At 61.3% G+C, this 17265-nt stretch carries 16 protein-coding genes and 1 tRNA gene; 3 read left to right on the top strand and 14 right to left on the bottom strand.

Going from position 1 to position 17265, the window contains the following annotated elements; all coding sequences use genetic code 11:
- Positions 1-22 precede the first annotated feature (22 nt).
- From BLV18_RS18815 to BLV18_RS18775, 9 genes are all read right to left on the bottom strand, one after another.
- Positions 23-2239: a polysaccharide biosynthesis tyrosine autokinase gene (locus tag BLV18_RS18815; RefSeq protein ID WP_090360796.1), complete on the bottom strand. Its 2217-nt coding sequence runs from the start codon at positions 2237-2239 to the stop codon at positions 23-25.
- A complete protein-coding gene (locus BLV18_RS18810) occupies positions 2236-2685 on the bottom strand; it encodes a low molecular weight protein-tyrosine-phosphatase (RefSeq protein ID WP_090360793.1) in 450 nt (149 codons plus the stop codon). Before BLV18_RS18810 ends, BLV18_RS18815 begins: the two co-directional genes overlap by 4 nt.
- 7 nt (positions 2686-2692) lie before the next feature.
- Positions 2693-3619 (bottom strand): glycosyltransferase family 2 protein, encoded by a 927-nt coding sequence (locus tag BLV18_RS18805; protein ID WP_090360790.1) that lies wholly within the window; start codon positions 3617-3619, stop codon positions 2693-2695.
- Positions 3616-5148 (bottom strand): lipopolysaccharide biosynthesis protein, encoded by a 1533-nt coding sequence (locus tag BLV18_RS18800; protein WP_090360788.1) that lies wholly within the window; start codon positions 5146-5148, stop codon positions 3616-3618. Before BLV18_RS18800 ends, BLV18_RS18805 begins: the two co-directional genes overlap by 4 nt.
- Positions 5149-5185: 37 nt before the next feature.
- Positions 5186-6301 (bottom strand): DegT/DnrJ/EryC1/StrS family aminotransferase, encoded by a 1116-nt coding sequence (locus BLV18_RS18795; protein ID WP_090360785.1) that lies wholly within the window; start codon positions 6299-6301, stop codon positions 5186-5188.
- Between the two features lie 55 nt (positions 6302-6356).
- Positions 6357-7127, bottom strand: coding sequence for a hypothetical protein (locus tag BLV18_RS18790; protein WP_090360783.1), 771 nt, complete (start codon positions 7125-7127; stop codon positions 6357-6359).
- Between the two features lie 650 nt (positions 7128-7777).
- Positions 7778-8560, bottom strand: a complete 783-nt coding sequence (locus BLV18_RS18785) for a carbon-nitrogen hydrolase family protein (RefSeq protein WP_090360780.1) — start codon at positions 8558-8560, stop codon at positions 7778-7780.
- Between the two features lie 29 nt (positions 8561-8589).
- Positions 8590-10272, bottom strand: a complete 1683-nt coding sequence (locus tag BLV18_RS18780) for a flavin monoamine oxidase family protein (protein WP_090360777.1) — start codon at positions 10270-10272, stop codon at positions 8590-8592.
- Positions 10273-10412: 140 nt separating this feature from the next.
- On the bottom strand, positions 10413-10868 hold the full coding sequence (locus BLV18_RS18775) for an Lrp/AsnC family transcriptional regulator (RefSeq protein ID WP_090360775.1): 456 nt from the start codon (positions 10866-10868) through the stop codon (positions 10413-10415).
- Positions 10869-11197: 329 nt separating this feature from the next.
- Here BLV18_RS18775 and BLV18_RS18770 point away from each other — a divergent pair, with 329 nt between their 5' ends.
- From BLV18_RS18770 to BLV18_RS18760, 3 genes are all read left to right on the top strand, one after another.
- Positions 11198-12634, top strand: a complete 1437-nt coding sequence (locus BLV18_RS18770) for a DUF2723 domain-containing protein (RefSeq protein WP_090360772.1) — start codon at positions 11198-11200, stop codon at positions 12632-12634.
- Between the two features lie 107 nt (positions 12635-12741).
- Positions 12742-12993, top strand: coding sequence for a helix-turn-helix transcriptional regulator (locus tag BLV18_RS18765; protein ID WP_090360768.1), 252 nt, complete (start codon positions 12742-12744; stop codon positions 12991-12993).
- Positions 12993-14189 (top strand): type II toxin-antitoxin system HipA family toxin, encoded by a 1197-nt coding sequence (locus tag BLV18_RS18760; protein ID WP_090360765.1) that lies wholly within the window; start codon positions 12993-12995, stop codon positions 14187-14189. Before BLV18_RS18765 ends, BLV18_RS18760 begins: the two co-directional genes overlap by 1 nt.
- Here the strand turns inward: BLV18_RS18760 and BLV18_RS22420 are convergent.
- The 5 genes from BLV18_RS22420 to BLV18_RS18740 all read right to left on the bottom strand — a co-directional run bounded on the left by BLV18_RS22420 (position 14170) and on the right by BLV18_RS18740 (position 17254).
- Complete coding sequence (locus BLV18_RS22420; protein ID WP_167375958.1) at positions 14170-14307, bottom strand: hypothetical protein; 138 nt, start codon at positions 14305-14307, stop codon at positions 14170-14172. The genes BLV18_RS18760 and BLV18_RS22420 overlap by 20 nt on opposite strands.
- 40 nt (positions 14308-14347) lie before the next feature.
- Positions 14348-15163, bottom strand: a complete 816-nt coding sequence (locus BLV18_RS18755; RefSeq protein ID WP_090360763.1) for a formate/nitrite transporter family protein — start codon at positions 15161-15163, stop codon at positions 14348-14350.
- Between the two features lie 171 nt (positions 15164-15334).
- Positions 15335-16183 carry a Brp/Blh family beta-carotene 15,15'-dioxygenase gene (locus BLV18_RS18750; RefSeq protein WP_090360760.1) on the bottom strand — a complete coding sequence of 283 codons (849 nt, stop codon included), beginning with the start codon at positions 16181-16183 and terminating at the stop codon, positions 15335-15337.
- Positions 16184-16185: 2 nt separating this feature from the next.
- Entirely contained in the window at positions 16186-16878 is a 693-nt protein-coding gene (locus BLV18_RS18745; protein WP_090360757.1) for a bacteriorhodopsin, read from the bottom strand.
- 299 nt (positions 16879-17177) lie between these two features.
- Positions 17178-17254, bottom strand: a tRNA-Ile gene (locus tag BLV18_RS18740).
- Positions 17255-17265 lie beyond the last annotated feature (11 nt).

Here is a 17265-nt window from a genome sequence, read left to right as displayed (position 1 = left end):
AGACTCCTGCCTGGATCGGCGATCACTTCTTGCTCGGCGAATAGTCGTAGCCGTAGGCAGCGCAGTCGTACTCGGCGGTGGACGCCTTGCGGATCACGCCGTTGAATATCGCGCCCTTGACCAGCACGCCGTTCTGCGCAAGACGACGCTTGCTGACCTCGATCTCCTTGACCGAACTCTGGCCGAAACGAGCGACCAGCAGGGTGGTCCCGGCCTGGCGCCCGATCAGGCTGGCGTCGGTCACGGCAATCACCGGCGGGGTGTCGATGATCACCAGGTCGTAATGCGGCGACAGCTCGCGCAGCAGCTTGCTGAAGTTGTCATGCATCAACAGTTCGGAAGGGTTGGGCGCGGCAAAGCCGCAGGCGATCAGGTGCAGGTTGTCCACTTCGGTGGCATTGATCACCTCGGTGTTGCCCAGGCGCGCGGCCAGGGCGTCGGACAGCCCGTGCTTGGGCTGCAGGCCGAACGACCGGTGCAGGTAGCCCTTGCGCATGTCGCCGTCGATCAGCAGCACGCGCTTGCCGGCCTGGGCAATGATCACCGCCAGGTTGGCGCTGACGAACGACTTGCCCACGCCGGGCATGGGGCTGGTGATCATCAGCACGTTGTTGCGTGCTTCCATCATCGCGAAGTGCAGGCTGGTGCGCAGGCTGCGCAACGACTCGATGGCCAGCTCGCTCGGCGCGGCCACGCTGAGCAAGCGCGATTCGCGGTTGGTCACACCCTTTCCACGCTTCTTCTGCAAACGTTCCTGCTGGCGCGACAGCGGCAGCGAGGCGTACACCGGCATGCCCAGGCTCTCGATCACCTCGGGGTTTTCCACGCCGCGATAGAACGCCTGGCGGATGAAGATGATGGCCACGGCGACCAGGGTGCCCAACAGCATCGCCAACAGAACGATGACCGCGCGCATCGGCTTGACCGGCTCTTCGATGTTGCTGTCGGCCTTGTCGATGATGCGCACGTTGCCGATGTTGCCGGCGCGGATGATGTCCTGCTCCTGGCTCTTGTTCAGAACCAGGGTGTAGGTCTGGGTCGTCACCTGCATGTCACGGGTCAGGCGCAGCAATTCCTGCTGAGTCTCGGGCAGGCCCTTGATCTGCGCTTGCAGGGAGGTCTTCTGCGACTCGATCTGGCTGATCTGCTGGCTCAACGCTGCCGAGGCGGGATGCTGACGGGTGTACAGGCGATCCAGGTCGGTGCGCTTGAGGCGCAGCTCCGACAGTTGGGCGTCGTAGGCAACCATCTGGTCGAGCAGGGCCTTGGTCTCGAGGGTGATGTCCACCGACTTGGTACGCATCTGGAAGGCGTGCAGGGCTTCTTCGGACTTCTCCAGTTCCTTGCGTACCACGGGCAGTTGCGAGCGCAGGAAATCCAGGCGCTGGGCGGCTTCGGCCGAACTGCGCTCCACGTTCTGGCGCACGTACAGGCGGCTGACTTCATCCAGCACGCGGTTGGCCTGGACCGGGTCGGTGTCGTTGATGCTCAGGTAGACGATGCCCGAATCCTTGCCCGACTCGGCCACGCGCAGACGCTGCTGATAGTCCAGCGAGGTGTTGAGCAGGCGGTTCTTCACCAGGCGAAATTCAGTGCCGGGGCGAGCGGTGAGCTCGGCCAGTTGCAGGGTCACGCCGTTGCCCTGGCTGACCTCGCCGACACGGCCGCTGAGCAGTGGCGCGCCGTCGGTACCCACGAGGCGATACGTGCCGTTCGACCCGGCGATCAGGGTCAGGCGCTCGCCCAGCAGGTTTGCCGGCACGTCCAGATTGAACACGTCGATCTTCTCGCCGCCCCAGGCGAACGCCTCCAGACCGAACAGCGGCGCGGCCAGTGTCTGGTTGCCGGTCGGGGTGAATTCGCGCGCCATGTAGCGGCCGATCGCCGGGAAGTAGCGCGGCGTGGCCACCACGTCCAGCTTGAGGTCGCTGACCACCTGGCCGAGCACGGTGCGCGACTTGATCAGCTCGATCTCGGTCACCGCTTCCGATACCGAGGACGGCTTGGTGTTGAGCTGCGGGGTAGCATCCAGACCGACCTTCTTCGGTTCGATCTGGATCATGGCGTTGGCCTGGTACACCGGCGTGGCGACCACGGCGTAGAAAGCACCCAGCAGCGTGAACAGGGCCACGACTCCGGCAATCAGTTTCTTGTGATCGAACAAGGTCCGAAGAATCGTCGCGAGATCGATCTGGGTGTCCTTGTAGTACTCCAGGTTTGAACGGTTCATCGCGGTCATCTTTGTCGATCCTCGGAACTCAGGTAGGGCAGCCAGCCTTCGATACACCGAGTCAATTCGGTGTAGGTCCTTTGAAAGGCGGCAATGGGGCGGCGATAGGGATCGTCGATTTCGAAATTGTCGAGCCACTTGCCGATCAGAAACGTTTTGCCGCGCGTGTGCGGGGCCGTGTCGGTGATGCTGCGCAACTGGCGCTGGTCCATGACCAGAATCAGATCGGCCCAACGCACCTGCTCGTCGGTCAGCTGGCAGGCGGCGTGCGCCGGCCGTGGCACTTGGTTGTCGGCCAGTACCTGTGCGGTCAGGCTGTCCATGTCTTCGCCGACACAGGCCCTCAAGCCCGCCGATTCAACCTGCAGGTGCGGCGCGTGGTGACGCAACAGCGCCACTGCCATGGGGCTGCGGCAGATGTTGCCGATGCAGATCACCAGAACCTTGTTGATCATCTCGTCTTCAGCCTCTCGCTGCGGCCGGCGTCAGGCGCCGTATCAGGTTGCGGCTGACGTTGCCCGACACATGCAGCAGGGCGCGGAATTTCTGTACCGGACGGATCGCCGCCACACACATGCCGGACACCTGCACCAGAAAGTGCTCGTAGAGCACGCGGTCGCCCTGGCGGAAGTAGTAGTTGGCCAGGCACGCGTAGGTGTGCAGGGTCATCTGCAATTTGTTCTGGCCCGGGCGCTGGGAAAAGATCCCGCCAGGGTGCAGGCGGTAGCGTGCCGGGGCGATGTCGGCCAGGTACTTGCCCTTGCCATGGGCACCGAGCATCGACCACCAGCACAGGTCCAGCACCGGCGCTTGCGCAAGCTCGCGGGGCAGCTCGTGCAGCACGTTGCGAAAGCAGGTGGTCAAGGTCGAGATCGGGCGGGCCTTGAGCAGGTCCATGGCGCTGGCGTCGGCCTGATACTTGCCGGTCAGCTGGATGCCCTGTTCACCTTTGCTGTCGAACGCCATGGCGTCGTGGTAGGTCAGCACGTAATCGGCGTTGGCTTCGAGGAAGTTCACCTGCTTCTGCAACTTGAGCGGGTCGATCCAGTAATCGTCGCCCTCGCAATAGGCGATGTACTTGCCGCGGGCCCGGTTGAACAGCGCCGGAAAACACCAGCGCCCCAACTGGTACTGGTTGTGCTGATGAATCACCGGCTTGATGAGGTTCGGGTACTGCTCGGCGTAGCGCTCGATGATCTGCGTCGTGCCGTCGCTGGAGGCGTCGTCGTTGATCAGGATCTCGAAGGCGAACGTGGTGCGTTGCGCCAGAAAGCTGTCCAGGGTCTGCTCGATGTAGTCGACCTGGTTGTAGGCCGGGCAAGTGATCGACAGCAACGGCTCCTGCCCCTGTGGCCAGGCCTGCATGATCTGTTGTTCGGTCCGTTTCATCGTTCGGCGCTCGCTCTGCTCAACTTGAGGAAGACCCGCAGGGCCAGTGGTTTGTAGGTGGCGGCCACCAGGGCCAGGGTCAGCACGCCACACACGGCCAGGGCGGCGAAGATCACCAGGCGGTCGCTGGAGCCGCCGGCAATGGCCTTGAACAACGGATGGGTCAGCAGCACGCCGAGCACGGTGCTCAGGCTGATGCGCAGGATGTCGTGCAACCAGGGCCGGTGCAGGCCCGGCGCCAGACGCCGATGCACCACTTGTGGCCACAGCGCGAACGACACCAGGCGCAGCATGAACCAGGTCACGGCCGCGCCCAGGGCGCCCCAGCCGTACACCGCGATGATCATCGCCGGCACGCTGATCACGGCCGACACCACGCTGTAGCCGATGTGCAGGCGCATTTCGCCGTAGGCGTATTGCAGGTGGTACTGGAACGCGCTGACCGCCAGGATGGCGCTGCCCAAGGCGTACCAGAACAGAATCGGCGCACCCCACTGAGCGGCCTGTGTATCACCGCTCCAGGCAAACAGTAGTGGCTCGGCATGGAACGCGATGATCGCTGCCAGGGGGAACAGGAAGGTGCTGACGAAGCGGCTGGCGCCCAGGTACAGGGCATGCATGTCGCTTTCACGGCCTTCGGCGACCTGTACCGTCATGCGCGGCAGCAGGGTCTGTACCAGCGGGTTGATCATCATCATGATCCCGGTGGTCAGCAGCGCGACCAGCGAGAAGTAACCGTATTCGGCCAGCGGCAGCACTTTGGACAATAGCACCTTGTCCAGCTGGGTCAGCACGATCCACACCACGGCGGTCAGCGATACGCTGGCCGCGAACGGCAGGATCGGCTTGACCAGCGCCCAGTTGAACCCGCTCAGCAGGGTCGGTGCAGGCAGGTGGCGGTAGGCCTTGGCAGCGAAGATCAAGGTCTCCACCAGCGCCACGAACAGTTGAAATTCGAAGAACACCTGCGCGTCCTGCGACACCCAGGTCACCAGCACCAGGCCGCCGAAATAGCGCAGCGTGGCGATGACCACGTTGGCGTTGTTCAACCAGGCGTGCATTTCCAGGCCTTGCAGGCCGCTCTTGTACAGCGTGGCGAACAGGCGCAGGCCAACCATCACCCCCATCAGAATCACGCAGTTGACGATGGTCTGCGGCGCCAGTGCCTGGGCCTGCAGCCAATGGGCGGCCATCCAGTCGCTGGCCAGGTACACACCCAGCGCGCACACCAGTGCCATGGGCAGAAACACCAGCTCGAAGGAACGCATCAACCAGCCGCCGATCCGCTTGGCCACCGCGCTGTCGCTGCTGCCCTGGTGATGAGCGATCTGGCGCACCAGCGAGGGCGACACACCGGCGTCGAGCAGCAGCAGCCAGGCCTGCATCACGGCGTAGAAGCCGATCAAGCCATAGGCCTCGGCGCCCAGATGGCTGAGGTAGAACGGCATGATCAAGATGCCGATCACCAGCGCATAGGCCTGGCCCAGGTAGCTGAGGGCGGTGTTGTGGATGACCGAAAGCTTCTTCATCGACGCGTGCCTTGGTTTAACGAATTCATGCCCTTTTTCATACAGCGGTGGCCCATGAAACGGATTGCGGGTAACTCAGTTCGTGGCCGCGCAGCAGGGTGTCGATGACCTGGTCCTGAGTCGTCCGCGCCAGGCCGGGGTAGATGGGCAGGCAGAGCACCCGCTCACTCAGGCTGCGCGATTGGTACTGGACCGCTTGCGGCTGCAGATATTCGAGGGTGTCGAGCGAAGGGTAGAAATAACGCCGTGGATTGATGCCGCCGGCTTGCAGTTCGGTGCGCATGGCCAGCACTTGGGTTTCGTTCTGCAAGGCCACCGGGAAATAGCTGTAGTTGATCTGGCTGTCGTCGGCCTGGCGTTGCAGGTCGAGGTAGCCGCTCAGGCGCTGACGGTAGTAATGACCCATCTCGGCGCGACGCTCGAGGATGTTGTCGATGTCGTCGAGCACGCTGAGCCCCATGGCGGCGCAGAATTCGTTGAGCTTGGCGTTGGTGCCCAGGCCCTCGATCTTGTCCACGTCGGTGATACCGAAGTTGCACAGCTTGCGCACCCGCGCCGCGACCTCATCGTCGTTGGTGACGATCGCGCCACCCTCGATGGTGTGGAACAACTTGGTGGCATGGAAACTCAGGGTGCTGGCATCGCCCCAGTGATACACGGACTGACCAGCGTGCTTCACGGCAAAGGCGTGGGCGCCGTCATACACCACCTTGAGGCGGTACTGACGAGCGATCGCTTCGATGCGTTCCACCGCGCAGGGGTTGCCGAACACATGGGTGGCGACGATGGCACTGGTGTCGGCCTGCAGGCTGCCTGGGATCTGCTCCGGGTCCAGGTTCCACGTATGCGGATCGATGTCGGCGAACACCGGACGAATACCTTCCCAGTGCAGCGAGCTGCTGGTGGCCACGAAGCTGAACGGCGTGGTCACGGCGCTGCCGGAAAGGCCCAGGGCGCGGTAGGCCACTTGCAGCGCCAGCGTGCCGTTATTGGTCAGGATCAAGTGGCGCACGCCCAGGTAATCCTTGAGGCGCTCCTCCAGCTCGCAGCACAGCGGACCGTGGTTTGTCAGCCAGTGGGACGCGTAGATACGGTCCACATAGGCCTTGAACTTGTCGATGTCGCCCAGATAGGCCTTGGTTACGTTGATCATTCGCTGCTCCCTGGCGGCTCGCCATTCCCGTGGTATCCAACACGTTATTGTCCGCTCAGGACGCCTGACTTTTGCTGCGGGCGACTGCGCGTCGGGCGCGGTGCTGGTTGAGCCGCAGGATCATTCGTGTGGTCAGGCTGCCGGCGTGAGGGTCACCGTAGTGGAACAACGCAGTGGCACGCCGGTGCGCCGGATCGCACGGCTGGTTGGCATGCAGCGAGCGGTAGCCCCAGAAGAAATACACGTTGCCAGGCTTCATGCGCAGCAACAGCGGCTTGAGCCAGCCGCGCTCGATGCACCAACCCATCAGGCGCCGGCACAGCGGGTTCTGATACACCGCTTTCTCGGCAGCGTTGAACAGCACGCTGCCCCGCACCTTGCGCAGGTTGGGAAACAGCACCAGGTCGCCGCGATGCTTGCCCTGCTCGGGGATGAAGATCGGCACCAGCATGGTCAGCAGGGTGGCATCGAAGTGAAACGCGTTGGATTCCTTCAGGCCGCTGTGGCCTTGCACGCAACGCAATACCGGGAACACCTGGTCGCTGGGTGCGGCATGGCCCTGGCCCTGCTCGTGCAGGCGCGCCAGGTGCTGGCGAAACTCACTCGACATCGCCGTGGCGGCCAAGCGGCTGCCCACCAGCGGCGCATTGCCGTGATAGGCGAAGTACTGTTGGTTATGGCGCGCAGCCTGGTCATCCACATAAGCACGAAGTTCTTCCAGCACGTAGGGCGCCAAAGCGTTTTCCAGTACGGCATAGCCCTGTTCATTCATGTCGGCCGCCAGGCGGTTCGACGTGTTTTCATCCAGGTTGAACAAATGTGACATGAGGAAGAACCCTCCTTGGACACGCGGTTGATTGAACGCCATAACTAACGTTCTCTGTGTTTGGGCAAAGCTACCGCCCGGTTCGTACTCGACGATCCTTGAAATGTGCAACTTCCAACTTCGCGTACTGCAATGAACATGACGGACTGCATAGGCCAGAGCACACGGCGCGGACCGCTCATTGAGGTCAGCGCTTACAGGGCAATGGGGTAGTCGTCGGGTCTGCGCGACACTCTTCGGCGTCGCTGCAACTGCTGTGTTGGCGGCAGATGGGGTGATATATCGGCTTTGGCGGGAGGAGTGTCAATTGCTTTCGTCAAAAATTCTGTAGGTGCTCGAAATCCCTACTTAATTTTTCATAACTTATTGATTAATATAATGATTTATTTTTGGCGCTGGCATATTGCTGTCAAATTCAGGCTTTTGCGGGTTTTCTTGACATTGTCCCTCCGAACAAGCCGCAAACCCGCAGAATCACAGGGTTCAAGCGTTGTGCAAGTCGTCCGCGGCAGGAAGATTCGCACAGGCGCTGACTATTTAATGTCGTCAAAAAAAAACCATCATGGGGCACAAGACGTCCCTATGATGGTTTATTGACATCACTGAGCAACAGCCAAAGGCACGGGCATTTCTGCCGTTGATCGGCTGTTTCAGTAAAGATCAGGTCTTCGATCGTTCAGATAGGTGAACGCACTGCGCGCCGACGTCAGTGAAGTCTTGTCCAAGGTGCCGACGATCAACGCCTCATCCCGACCTGCCTTGGCAATCTGCTGCCCATCGGCACCGGCAATGCTGCTCAGTCCGCAGTACTCGAACTCCATCTCGTTACCGCAATAGTTGGCATACGCCACGTAGCACTGATTCTCGAATGCCCGGCTGCGCACGGTCACCTCGGCAATGAAACCGTAGGGGACCATATTGGCGGTGGGCACCAGAATCAGCTCCGCCCCTGCTGCCGCCAATCGACGCGCGTTTTCCGGAAACTCCAGGTCGTAGCAGATCAGCAGGCCCAGCTTCCAGCCATTGAGTTCGAGCACCGCAGGGGCCTGTTCGCCTGCGCTGAACATGGCGCGGTCGGCATCGCCGAACAGGTGGGTCTTGCGGTAGTTGCCCAGGCGCTCACCGGTGCGGTCGATCAACTGCACCGAGTTGTACACGTTGCCCTGTTCATCCAGCTCCGGGTAGCCGTACACAATGGCCAGGCCGAATTGCCGAGCGATCTGCGCGACCTGTTCGGCGTTGGCACCGTCGCTGGCCTGGGCCAGATTGCGGGCCACGCCCGCGCCAATGTTGTAGCCGCTCAGAAACATCTCCGGCAGTACCAAGAGTTCGACATCCCACTGTGCAGCTTCACGGGCGCGCGCCTGCAAGCGGGCAAGGTTGCCCTCGACGTCGAGCGGTTGGGACGGGCATTGGTACAAGGCTATGCGCATGCGGGCTCCTGTTGCGATCAAGGAAGCGGTCAATCCGACAGGGCAATGGGCCCCAGTTCATCGAAAACATCCCCAGGCCCGGGGTTTTCCGGGTGAGTGTAGCCGTCGAAGTGGGTCATGATGCCCCACACCGCGTTCAGCGACGTCTGCACCGCGCCTTCGACCCAGGCCGGCGTCCATGACACGTCGTCACCGGCGATGAAGATACCGCGTTGTGCATCAGGCAACGCGCTTTGCATAAAGTGCGCATACATGCGCTGGTTGTAGCGGTAGTGGCCGGGCAGGGCGCCCTTGAAGGCGCCGAGGAAATACGGATCGGCTTCCCATGACACGGTGATCGGATCACCGATGATGCGCGCGGCGATGTCGACCTTCGGGTAGATCTTCTTCAAGGCATCCAAGGCCAGCTTGACGCGCTTCTCCACAGGATGGGGAAGCATCTTCAGGGCATCGCTCATCCAGGCGTACGACAGGCAGATCACCCCCGGCTTGTCGTCGCCGTGGTCGAACAGGTAGGTGCCACGGGTCAGGCGGTCGGTGAGGGTCATGCTCATCAGATCGCGGCCGGTCTCGGGGTCCTTGTCCTTCCAGAACGGCCGGTCGACCATCACGAAGGTCTTCGAGGACTGCATGTAGCGGGTACGGTCCAGCGCCATCCACATCTTCTGCGAAAACAGCGTTTCCTCGCATTCGATCTGAGTGGTCAGCAACCAGCTCTGGCAGGTGGTCAGCACGGCCGCGTAATGCCGCGTGTCGTCCCAGTGATCGGTAACCGCAAAGCGGCCATCGGCGGCCCGGGCGATCTTCTTCACCCCGCCGCGCGGCGCGCCGCGGTGCAGCGACGCCAGGCTGGTGCCGGCAGGCCAGTGGGCACAGCGCTGGGGCACATGCTTCCACAAACCCAATGGCACCTGCTCGACGCCACCGACCACCAGATGCTGGTGATCGTCGCAGTTGGTCATCACCACGCGGAAGATTTCCAGCATCGAATTGGGAAAGTCCGAATCCCAGCCGCCGGTACCGAAACCCACCTGGCCAAACACTTCCCGGTGATGAAACGACAGCTGGGCAAAGGCCTTGGACGTGGCCACGAAATCATAGAAGGTGCGGTCGTCCCACAGCGGCACCAGGGTGTTCCACAGCTCCTTGAGGCGCGGCACGTCGCGGTCGCGGATCGCCTGCTGGATATCGCCGAACCGGGCGCCTTCTTCCAGCGCGTCGGCCCAGGCGTCCGCGACCTCCTGAAACAGCGCAGGCAGGTCGGCCAAGGTCTGGCCGTAGTAGGTCTCGCCTTCCAGGTCGATCACCGTGCTGCCCGAGGCCGGGGTCAGCGGGTTGGGGAAGGGCTTGGTCTGCAGGCCGAGCTTGTCGACGTAGTGGTAGAACGCGGTAGACGACACCGGGAAACGCATCCCGCCCAATTCGGCGACGATATCCTCGGTGCCTTCGAACTTCTGCGAACGCAGCCGTCCGCCCATTTTCGACGCCTCATAGACCACGGGCCGCAGCCCCAGCTTCATCAGCTCGTAGGCCGCCACCAGCCCGGCGATCCCGGCGCCGACGATGGCCACTTCGACACCGTGGTGGTGTTCGGGAATCACCCCCAGCCCGGCCGGATGCTTGATCCAGTCATCAAAGGCGAAGGGGAAATCCGGACCGAATACGGTGACGGGCTTCTTGCCGTCGGCGGGGTGACGCGAAGTTGGGCTCATGGCGGGACCTTGGCTGAACGAGGAAAACGCAGGTTCATTCTAGGCAAGGGTGATGAGGTTAATAAGACACAAAGTGTCGTCGATCTGACGTTTTATCGGTCGAAAAGACGTGTCGGCGCTGCATTGTGCAAATCGGGGGTTCAATCCCGGCGGTCGACCTTGTTGCTGAGGATGATCGACGTCGTGGTTTTCTCCACCCCGTCGACGCTGCCGATCTGGTCCAGCAGTTGGTCCAGTTGCTCTGGTGAGTCGGTGCGCAGCCAGGCCACGTAATCGAACTCGCCACTCACGGCGCACAGTTGCTGCACCTGCGCCATGCCACTCAGGCGTCGCACCACGTCCTTGCCCGAGCGCGGTTGCACGGTGATGCCGACGTAGGCCTGCAGTCCCCCGTCCAACGCGTGCCGGCCGAGCCGCACACCGTACCCGCTGATGACCCCGGAGCTTTCCAGCCGAGCGAGCCGCGCCGTGACCGTCGTGCGCGCGATGCCCAATCCGCGCGCGAGCATCGCCACACTCTCGCGGGCATTGAGCTGCAGCGCGGCAATCAATTGGCGATCTATGGCATCCAGTGCAAGCGGGTGGCGGTCGGACAAGGCGGGGGCTCCATAGGCAAGTCAGTGCGGCGCATTAGGCCACTTATCGACGCCCGGCTCAAAGCAATGTTGCCAAGGGCGATCCTTCAGGTCTTTCAACCGCTGTTGCTCGGCGTTGTGTTAGTTGAATGGAAAGTTTGACGCAACGGATGAAAAGTCCGCTGCAACTGGCTGTTTCTGGCGTCAGGCGAACGGCAGGCCGAGTGCAGTGGATTGATTAAATTGAAGTGGCAAAACAATTAATCCCTCTATAGTTCGCCTGCCGGACAACGCCCCTTTCATCCCCTGACCAAACAGTCCGCTGCTCGCGGCCATGGAGAGCAAGGAACATGAGTTCAACCCGTGGCATGCACCTGCCCACCGTAGTGGCCGGTCTGATGCTGGCCTGCGCCGTGATCGCCAGCTTCCTGGCCAGCAGCGGCCCGATTCAATGGATGGACAACGGCCTGATGCTTGCCGAGGCCGCCCACGGCTCGTTCTTCAGCACCTCCCTGGGGCCGGTCAGCCACCCGTTCCACGCACTGGTGAGCCGTGTCGTCCACGCGCTGCTGGGCATGCACCTGCTCAGCCTGCTCAACGCCATCCTGTTGCTGCCACTGGCGCTGGTCGTGCATGGCCTGGCGGTCAGCGTCGGCGCTGCGCGCCACCTGGCGCTGCTGTCAGCCACGGCAACGGTATTGGCCCACGCCGTGTTCTGGGCGTCCACCAAGGCCGAGCCCTATGTGCTGCATGCCGTGCTGATCATCGGGGCCTACTGGCTGTGCTTCGCCACACACGCGCGGCTTGGCGCCACAGCGCGCCTGCTGGCCATCGGTGTGCTCAGTGGCCTGGCCCTGGCGATACACCCGCTGACGCTGGTGGTGCTGTTGCCGATGTACGTGCATCTGGCCATGCAGGACAGAGTGCGCCTGCTGCTGGTCCTGCCTGCAATTGCGCTGGGGTTTGCACCCGCTTTGCCTGCCGTCATCGGCGACCTGGACAGCGGCATGAGCCTGTTCGACATCGCTCGCCGTTACCTGGCCGGTCCCGACCAATTGGCGATCATCCCCGGCGGCCGCAACGACACGCTGTGGCGATTCGACGACATGTGGCACGAAAAGAACGCCGTGGTGCTGCTGGGTTTGTCACTGATCGGCCCGCAACTCATTGGCCCGCTCGTGTGGCCGAAAACCCGCGCCCTGCAAGTGCTGTGGGCCGCGCTGCTGCTCAACTTCCTGTTCGCCGTGTCCTACGGCGTATTCGATCGCTTCACCCTGTTTCTGCCCGGCATCGCCCTGGCCAGCATCCTGGGCGTCGTTCACTTGGCCAGGTACCTGCCTGGCAATCGCGTCGGCGTCGCCGCGCTCTACCTTTCGGTCGTGGCCGGGCCGGCGGCCATGCTGTCGATGTGGGGGCTGTACGCCAACGGTTGGGTCAAACTGCCGACTCACACCGAAGCGCTGCCGTTTCGCAACGACATCCGCTACTACCTCGTGCCCTATCTGCAGGACCGCTCTGCAGAACAGTTCGCCCGCACCTACGAAACCCTGGTGCCCCCCGGCGCCCTGGTCGTCGCCGACCCGACCCCACTGGGCGCCCTGCGCTCGGCCCAGGCCAACGGCGCGCTACGCGGCCGCATCCTGCAAGGTTGCGAACAGAGCAACAACATCCCGCCCTACCTGAACGGCGCCGGCGCGTTCCTGCCACGCACCAGCTTTTGCGGGAACATTGGCGAGCAGTACCGGCTGCAGGAAAATTTGCTGGGGTTTCGCCTGCAGGCCAAGTGAGTGTTTCTAGAAAAAATTAAAGGCTGCACTTTGTGTCAGGCGAAGCTTTATTTTCGCGAGGGTTAGGTATACGTTACATTGATCTCAATTTGTCACGTATACAGAACATGGATTACGATCTCATTGCTACCCGTCTGGGCGCGCAAATCCGACAACGCCGCCTCAATCGCGGCATGACTCAAGCCCGGCTTGCCGCATTAGCTTTTGTCACACGGCAGAAGGTCATTGCGATCGAGAAGGGCGACCACTCGGTCGGCATGACCGCCTATGCACGCGTGCTCGCTGCACTGAATTGCGAACTTACGGTCATCCCTGCCGTGCTGCCCACGCTGGATGAAATTCACGGGATATTCGACTGATGCCGACCTTACTGCAGGTTTCAACCCCGGAAGGAGAGAGCGGAAGAGTGATGCGCAGCGAAGATGACTACATCTTCCGCTATCGCGATGACGCCGCCGCGCACACCGCGATCAGTCTGCTCATGCCCCCGCGGATGGATGAATACCGCCATCGCGAACTTCATCCCATCTTCCAGATGAATCTGCCCGAGGGTTACGTGCTGGAGCAGCTGCGTAATCGCCTGGCCAAGGTGACAAACGTCGATCCAATGCTACTCCTGGCACTTTCAGGCAGCAGTTCGCCCATCGGGCGAGTCGCAGTCAAATCGCCGGAAGTCGATGCGCTGTTGCAACGCCAACAGTTCCCCGGAGAAAGGCTGGATGAGATCCTCGCCTGGGATGGTGCCGAGGACATCTTCGCCAGCCTGGTTGATCGGTACATCCTACGTGCCGGCATCTCAGGGGTGCAACCCAAGGTGCTGGTACCCGAGCATCAAAACCACGCTCCGCAGCGATTCACTTCGAAAACGTCGGAACTGATCATCAAGAGCGGCCGAGATGAATTCCCTGGCCTGGCGATCAACGAGTTTCTCTGCATGTCCGTGGCCAAAGCAGCCGGCATCGTCGTGCCGGAATTCTACTTGTCCGATAACACCAAACTGTTCGTCATGCGCCGCTTCGATCGGGACGAGCAGCTCCACCCCATTGGCTTCGAGGACATGACAGCCCTCATGGGCCTGGCTGCCGAACAGAAGTACAGCAAGAGCTACTCGTCCATTGCCAGAGCTATCCGGATGTTCTGCGCCCCTGACCGGATAGAGCATTCACTGTCTCAGCTATTCGCTATCGTGACTCTCAGCTGCATCGTCGGCAACGGCGATGCTCATCTGAAAAACTTCGGACTGCTCTACGCCAATCCCGCCCTAGGCGATGCACGACTTGCACCCGCCTACGACATCGTCAACACCACAGCCTATATCCCTGACGATGTATTGGCACTGAACCTGATCGGCAACAAATCCATGTTTGCCTCGCGGCAGGGGCTGCTGGAGTTCGCCCAGCTCTGTGCTGTAGAGCAGCCGCAAGAAGTTATCCGCACGCAACTGCAGGCGTTGGAGCAGGTGCTGGCGAGCTCGGGTGAGGTGACGGAGCAAGCGCAGCACGTGGTCACCGCAATACAGAAAAGTGCCGATCCCTTCAGGCAAACATTTGGGTAGTTCGCTTCTCGATGCGGAGCTTGGCCCATGGCGATTTGAACAACGTGATCAGCAACAGCAGCGGGAGCGCCCAGCTCAGCGTTCCCCAGAGCTGGGCGATGACAGGTGTGAAGTCCATTTCTCAACCTTGATGACAGTACTGATCCAGCTTGGCTGGATTATTTCGGCGTTTGCGCGCCACTGGCCGTGGACGACGCTTCGGAGCCGGTTGCCGTCTTGAAGTACGCCACATGATAGGCCAAGCCGACGAAGACCGCGCCGCCCACGGCGTTACCCAGGAATACCGGCACGAAATTATCGGCGAACTGCGCCCAGCTCAACGCCCCGGCAAAGATCGCCGCCGGTATGACGAACATGTTGGCAACAACGTGCTGGAAGCCGATCGCGACAAAAGCCATCACCGGAAACCACATGCCCACCACCTTGCCGACTACATCCTTGCTCGCGTAGCTGAGCCACACCGCCAGGCACACCAGCCAGTTGCAGCCAATACCGGAAATGAACGCCTGCTCGAAGCTGGCCGACACCTTGGCATTGGCGATAGCCACGGTCTTGCCCATGAAGGCGCCTTCGGTCAGCCCGACCAGATGCCCGAAACAGTAGGCGACGAACAGCGCGCCGATCAGGTTGGCCAGCGTCACCAGCGCCCAGTTGCGTACCAGCCGGCTCAAACCGATACGCCCAGCGAACAGCGCCATGGGCAGGCTCATCATGTTGCCGGTCAACAACTCGCCGCCGGCAAGCACCACGAGAATCAACCCCACCGGAAACACCACAGCGCCCAGCAGGTTACCCAGCGACGCCCAATCACTGGGGATCATGGTGCTCACATGAATGTCGAGAAGAAATCCGAAGGCGATGAAAGCGCCCGCCAGAAATCCAAGGATCATCAACGAAGAGAGGCTCAGGTGCGCTTTCTTGACGCCGCTTTCAACGGCAATTTCGGCAATTTGCTGCGGGGTATTCAAAGACATGGCGGGCTCGTGCGTGATCGTGGGCTGAGCAGGGGGAACGACAAGCTCAGGCGGTGCGCGCATCTGTCGCACCGGGTGGTTACGTTACGGAGCGGGGTGGGAAAAGGCCAATCGGCTGTTTTGATGGGGTGATCGAAGTAGTCGATGATGCCTTTAATGCTCCTCGGAAAGTTATCTCCCAACGAGTCGAGTTCCCTCACCGGATTGGCCAGCAGTGCCCGTTGCGGGCAAAAAGCGCGGCAGGACAAGCATGTGCGGCACTGCAAAGGCAGTCAGCACAGCGAACAAGGCACGGATGCCAGTGTGCTCCTGGAGGAGGAAGAGCAGGCCACCACCCAAGGTGAACAGCGCTGCGCCCAATAGTATTGGCCAGGTGAGCCGTAGATAGGCCGCTAAATCAGGTACGCCCAGCATCCGTTGACGAACCCGGGTCTGGGGCGCGGCATGCAATAGATAGAAACCCAGGGCAAAGCCTACCAGCGGTGGTGCCAGCACTACCCCAAGCAAGGTGATCGCCAACCAAAGACAGCGTAGTCGGCATGAAGCCAGCAGCAGTATCGGCAGCGCCACGTTCCCACCTGCGGTGAGTGACCACGTCAGCCACTCTGCAAGAGCATTGGGTTCGCCCAAGCCCATGCTCAACGCCAGCAACCGAGTGACCTCTGCCTCGTGCATCACCGCCGGGCCACCGACGATGAAAACGCCCAATGCCAGCGAAGTCAGCCGATCGGAAAACACTTCATCCTCGTGGACAAAATGCCAGACCGAGAGCAGCAAGAACAGCAGCAGTGCCGTCCCGCTTGCGAGTTGCCAAAAGACCAGGCAGCCCAGAGCCACCGCCAGATAAGCGCACAAAAAACCCCAGCGCCGGGCCGGTGCCACAAGGTGTAGGTCGCTGACGCCGTGCAGGAGCCCCAAGCCCAGCCCTACGGCCAGCGCAAACGTCAGCTGTCCCATTCCCCCGTCTACGCTGGCCATTGCGGCGGTCAACAGCAATGCCAACCAGCCGCTGCGGTTCATTCTCAGGCGCCGGAATGAACAAGCGCCGCGCGCAGATTGCGCTCGGAGGTAAAGGCATAGACAACCTTGGCCAGCACGTCGAGTACCAGAATGATCCAGAGGGTCGCTGCATCGCTGATCGCCCAGATGCCTTCCGGTCCGACGGCAAAGACAACGGGGTAGATCAGCCAGAGCACGGTGAGAAAACCACTGTTTCTACGATAGGCCGCGCCGATTGCCGGAGACGCTTCCGAAAGCGCCGCCAATGGCTTCCAGATCAGATAGAGCACGCCGACGAATGCGACGCATGACCAAGCGAAGAAGACCCATTTGATGGTGCCATAGAGCGCCAGGGAGGCAACCAGGCCTGTCACTATCATCATCACGTCCAAGGTCACGATGGACGCCACGAAACCGGCCTGACCATCACGCTCGCGAGCCCCCAGATACGCCGAGCTGACAACGCCTGCCAACAGCAAGGGCGTAGTCAGAAGCCAATCGAAGTAGCGAGCGACATAAGTGATGCTGTCGTCCGGCTTGATCAGATTGCCGACACCCAGGTACATGGCGAGATACGCCGTAGCGGCGATGAAGGGCACAGCTGCATGGATCAGCGTATGGCCGCGCAGCGGCCCGCGGTGAGCACCTTTGGCATAGATAGCCAAGGAGGCAAGCGACATGATGACGAAGCCGATGAGCAGAGGTGTCTGTGTCATGGGGATTTATCCAAATGGTCTATGAGATCGCATCGGCAGCCGCGTCCTTGAGGTAACAGGACATTTGCTGGCGTTACAGTCCAGATAGAGGAGTCAACGGATAAATTGGTTCAGGATGTTTCAGTCGTGTCGAAAGCTGCGTTCGCCGATTTGATCAAGGGATCACAAGTCGAAAATCTTTCATGAATCCTCCTCCATGCGGGGTCGAGAATTCACCTTGCAGCGTTGCACTACGGGACCGTATTGGAATGATCTCGCCAGAAATAAAAAAAGCCGCGCAAAGCGCGGCTTTCGAATCTTGGTGGGCCCAGCAGGACTCGAACCTGCGACCAAGGGATTATGAGTCCCCTGCTCTAACCAACTGAGCTATAGGCCCCAGAAGGCCGC

The organism is Pseudomonas coleopterorum (assembly GCF_900105555.1).
In the GTDB taxonomy this organism is placed as follows: Bacteria; Pseudomonadota; Gammaproteobacteria; order Pseudomonadales; family Pseudomonadaceae; genus Aquipseudomonas; species Aquipseudomonas coleopterorum.
The sequence above is the reverse complement of the archived record's forward strand: the minus strand, read 5'-3'. Positions and strand labels throughout refer to the sequence as shown.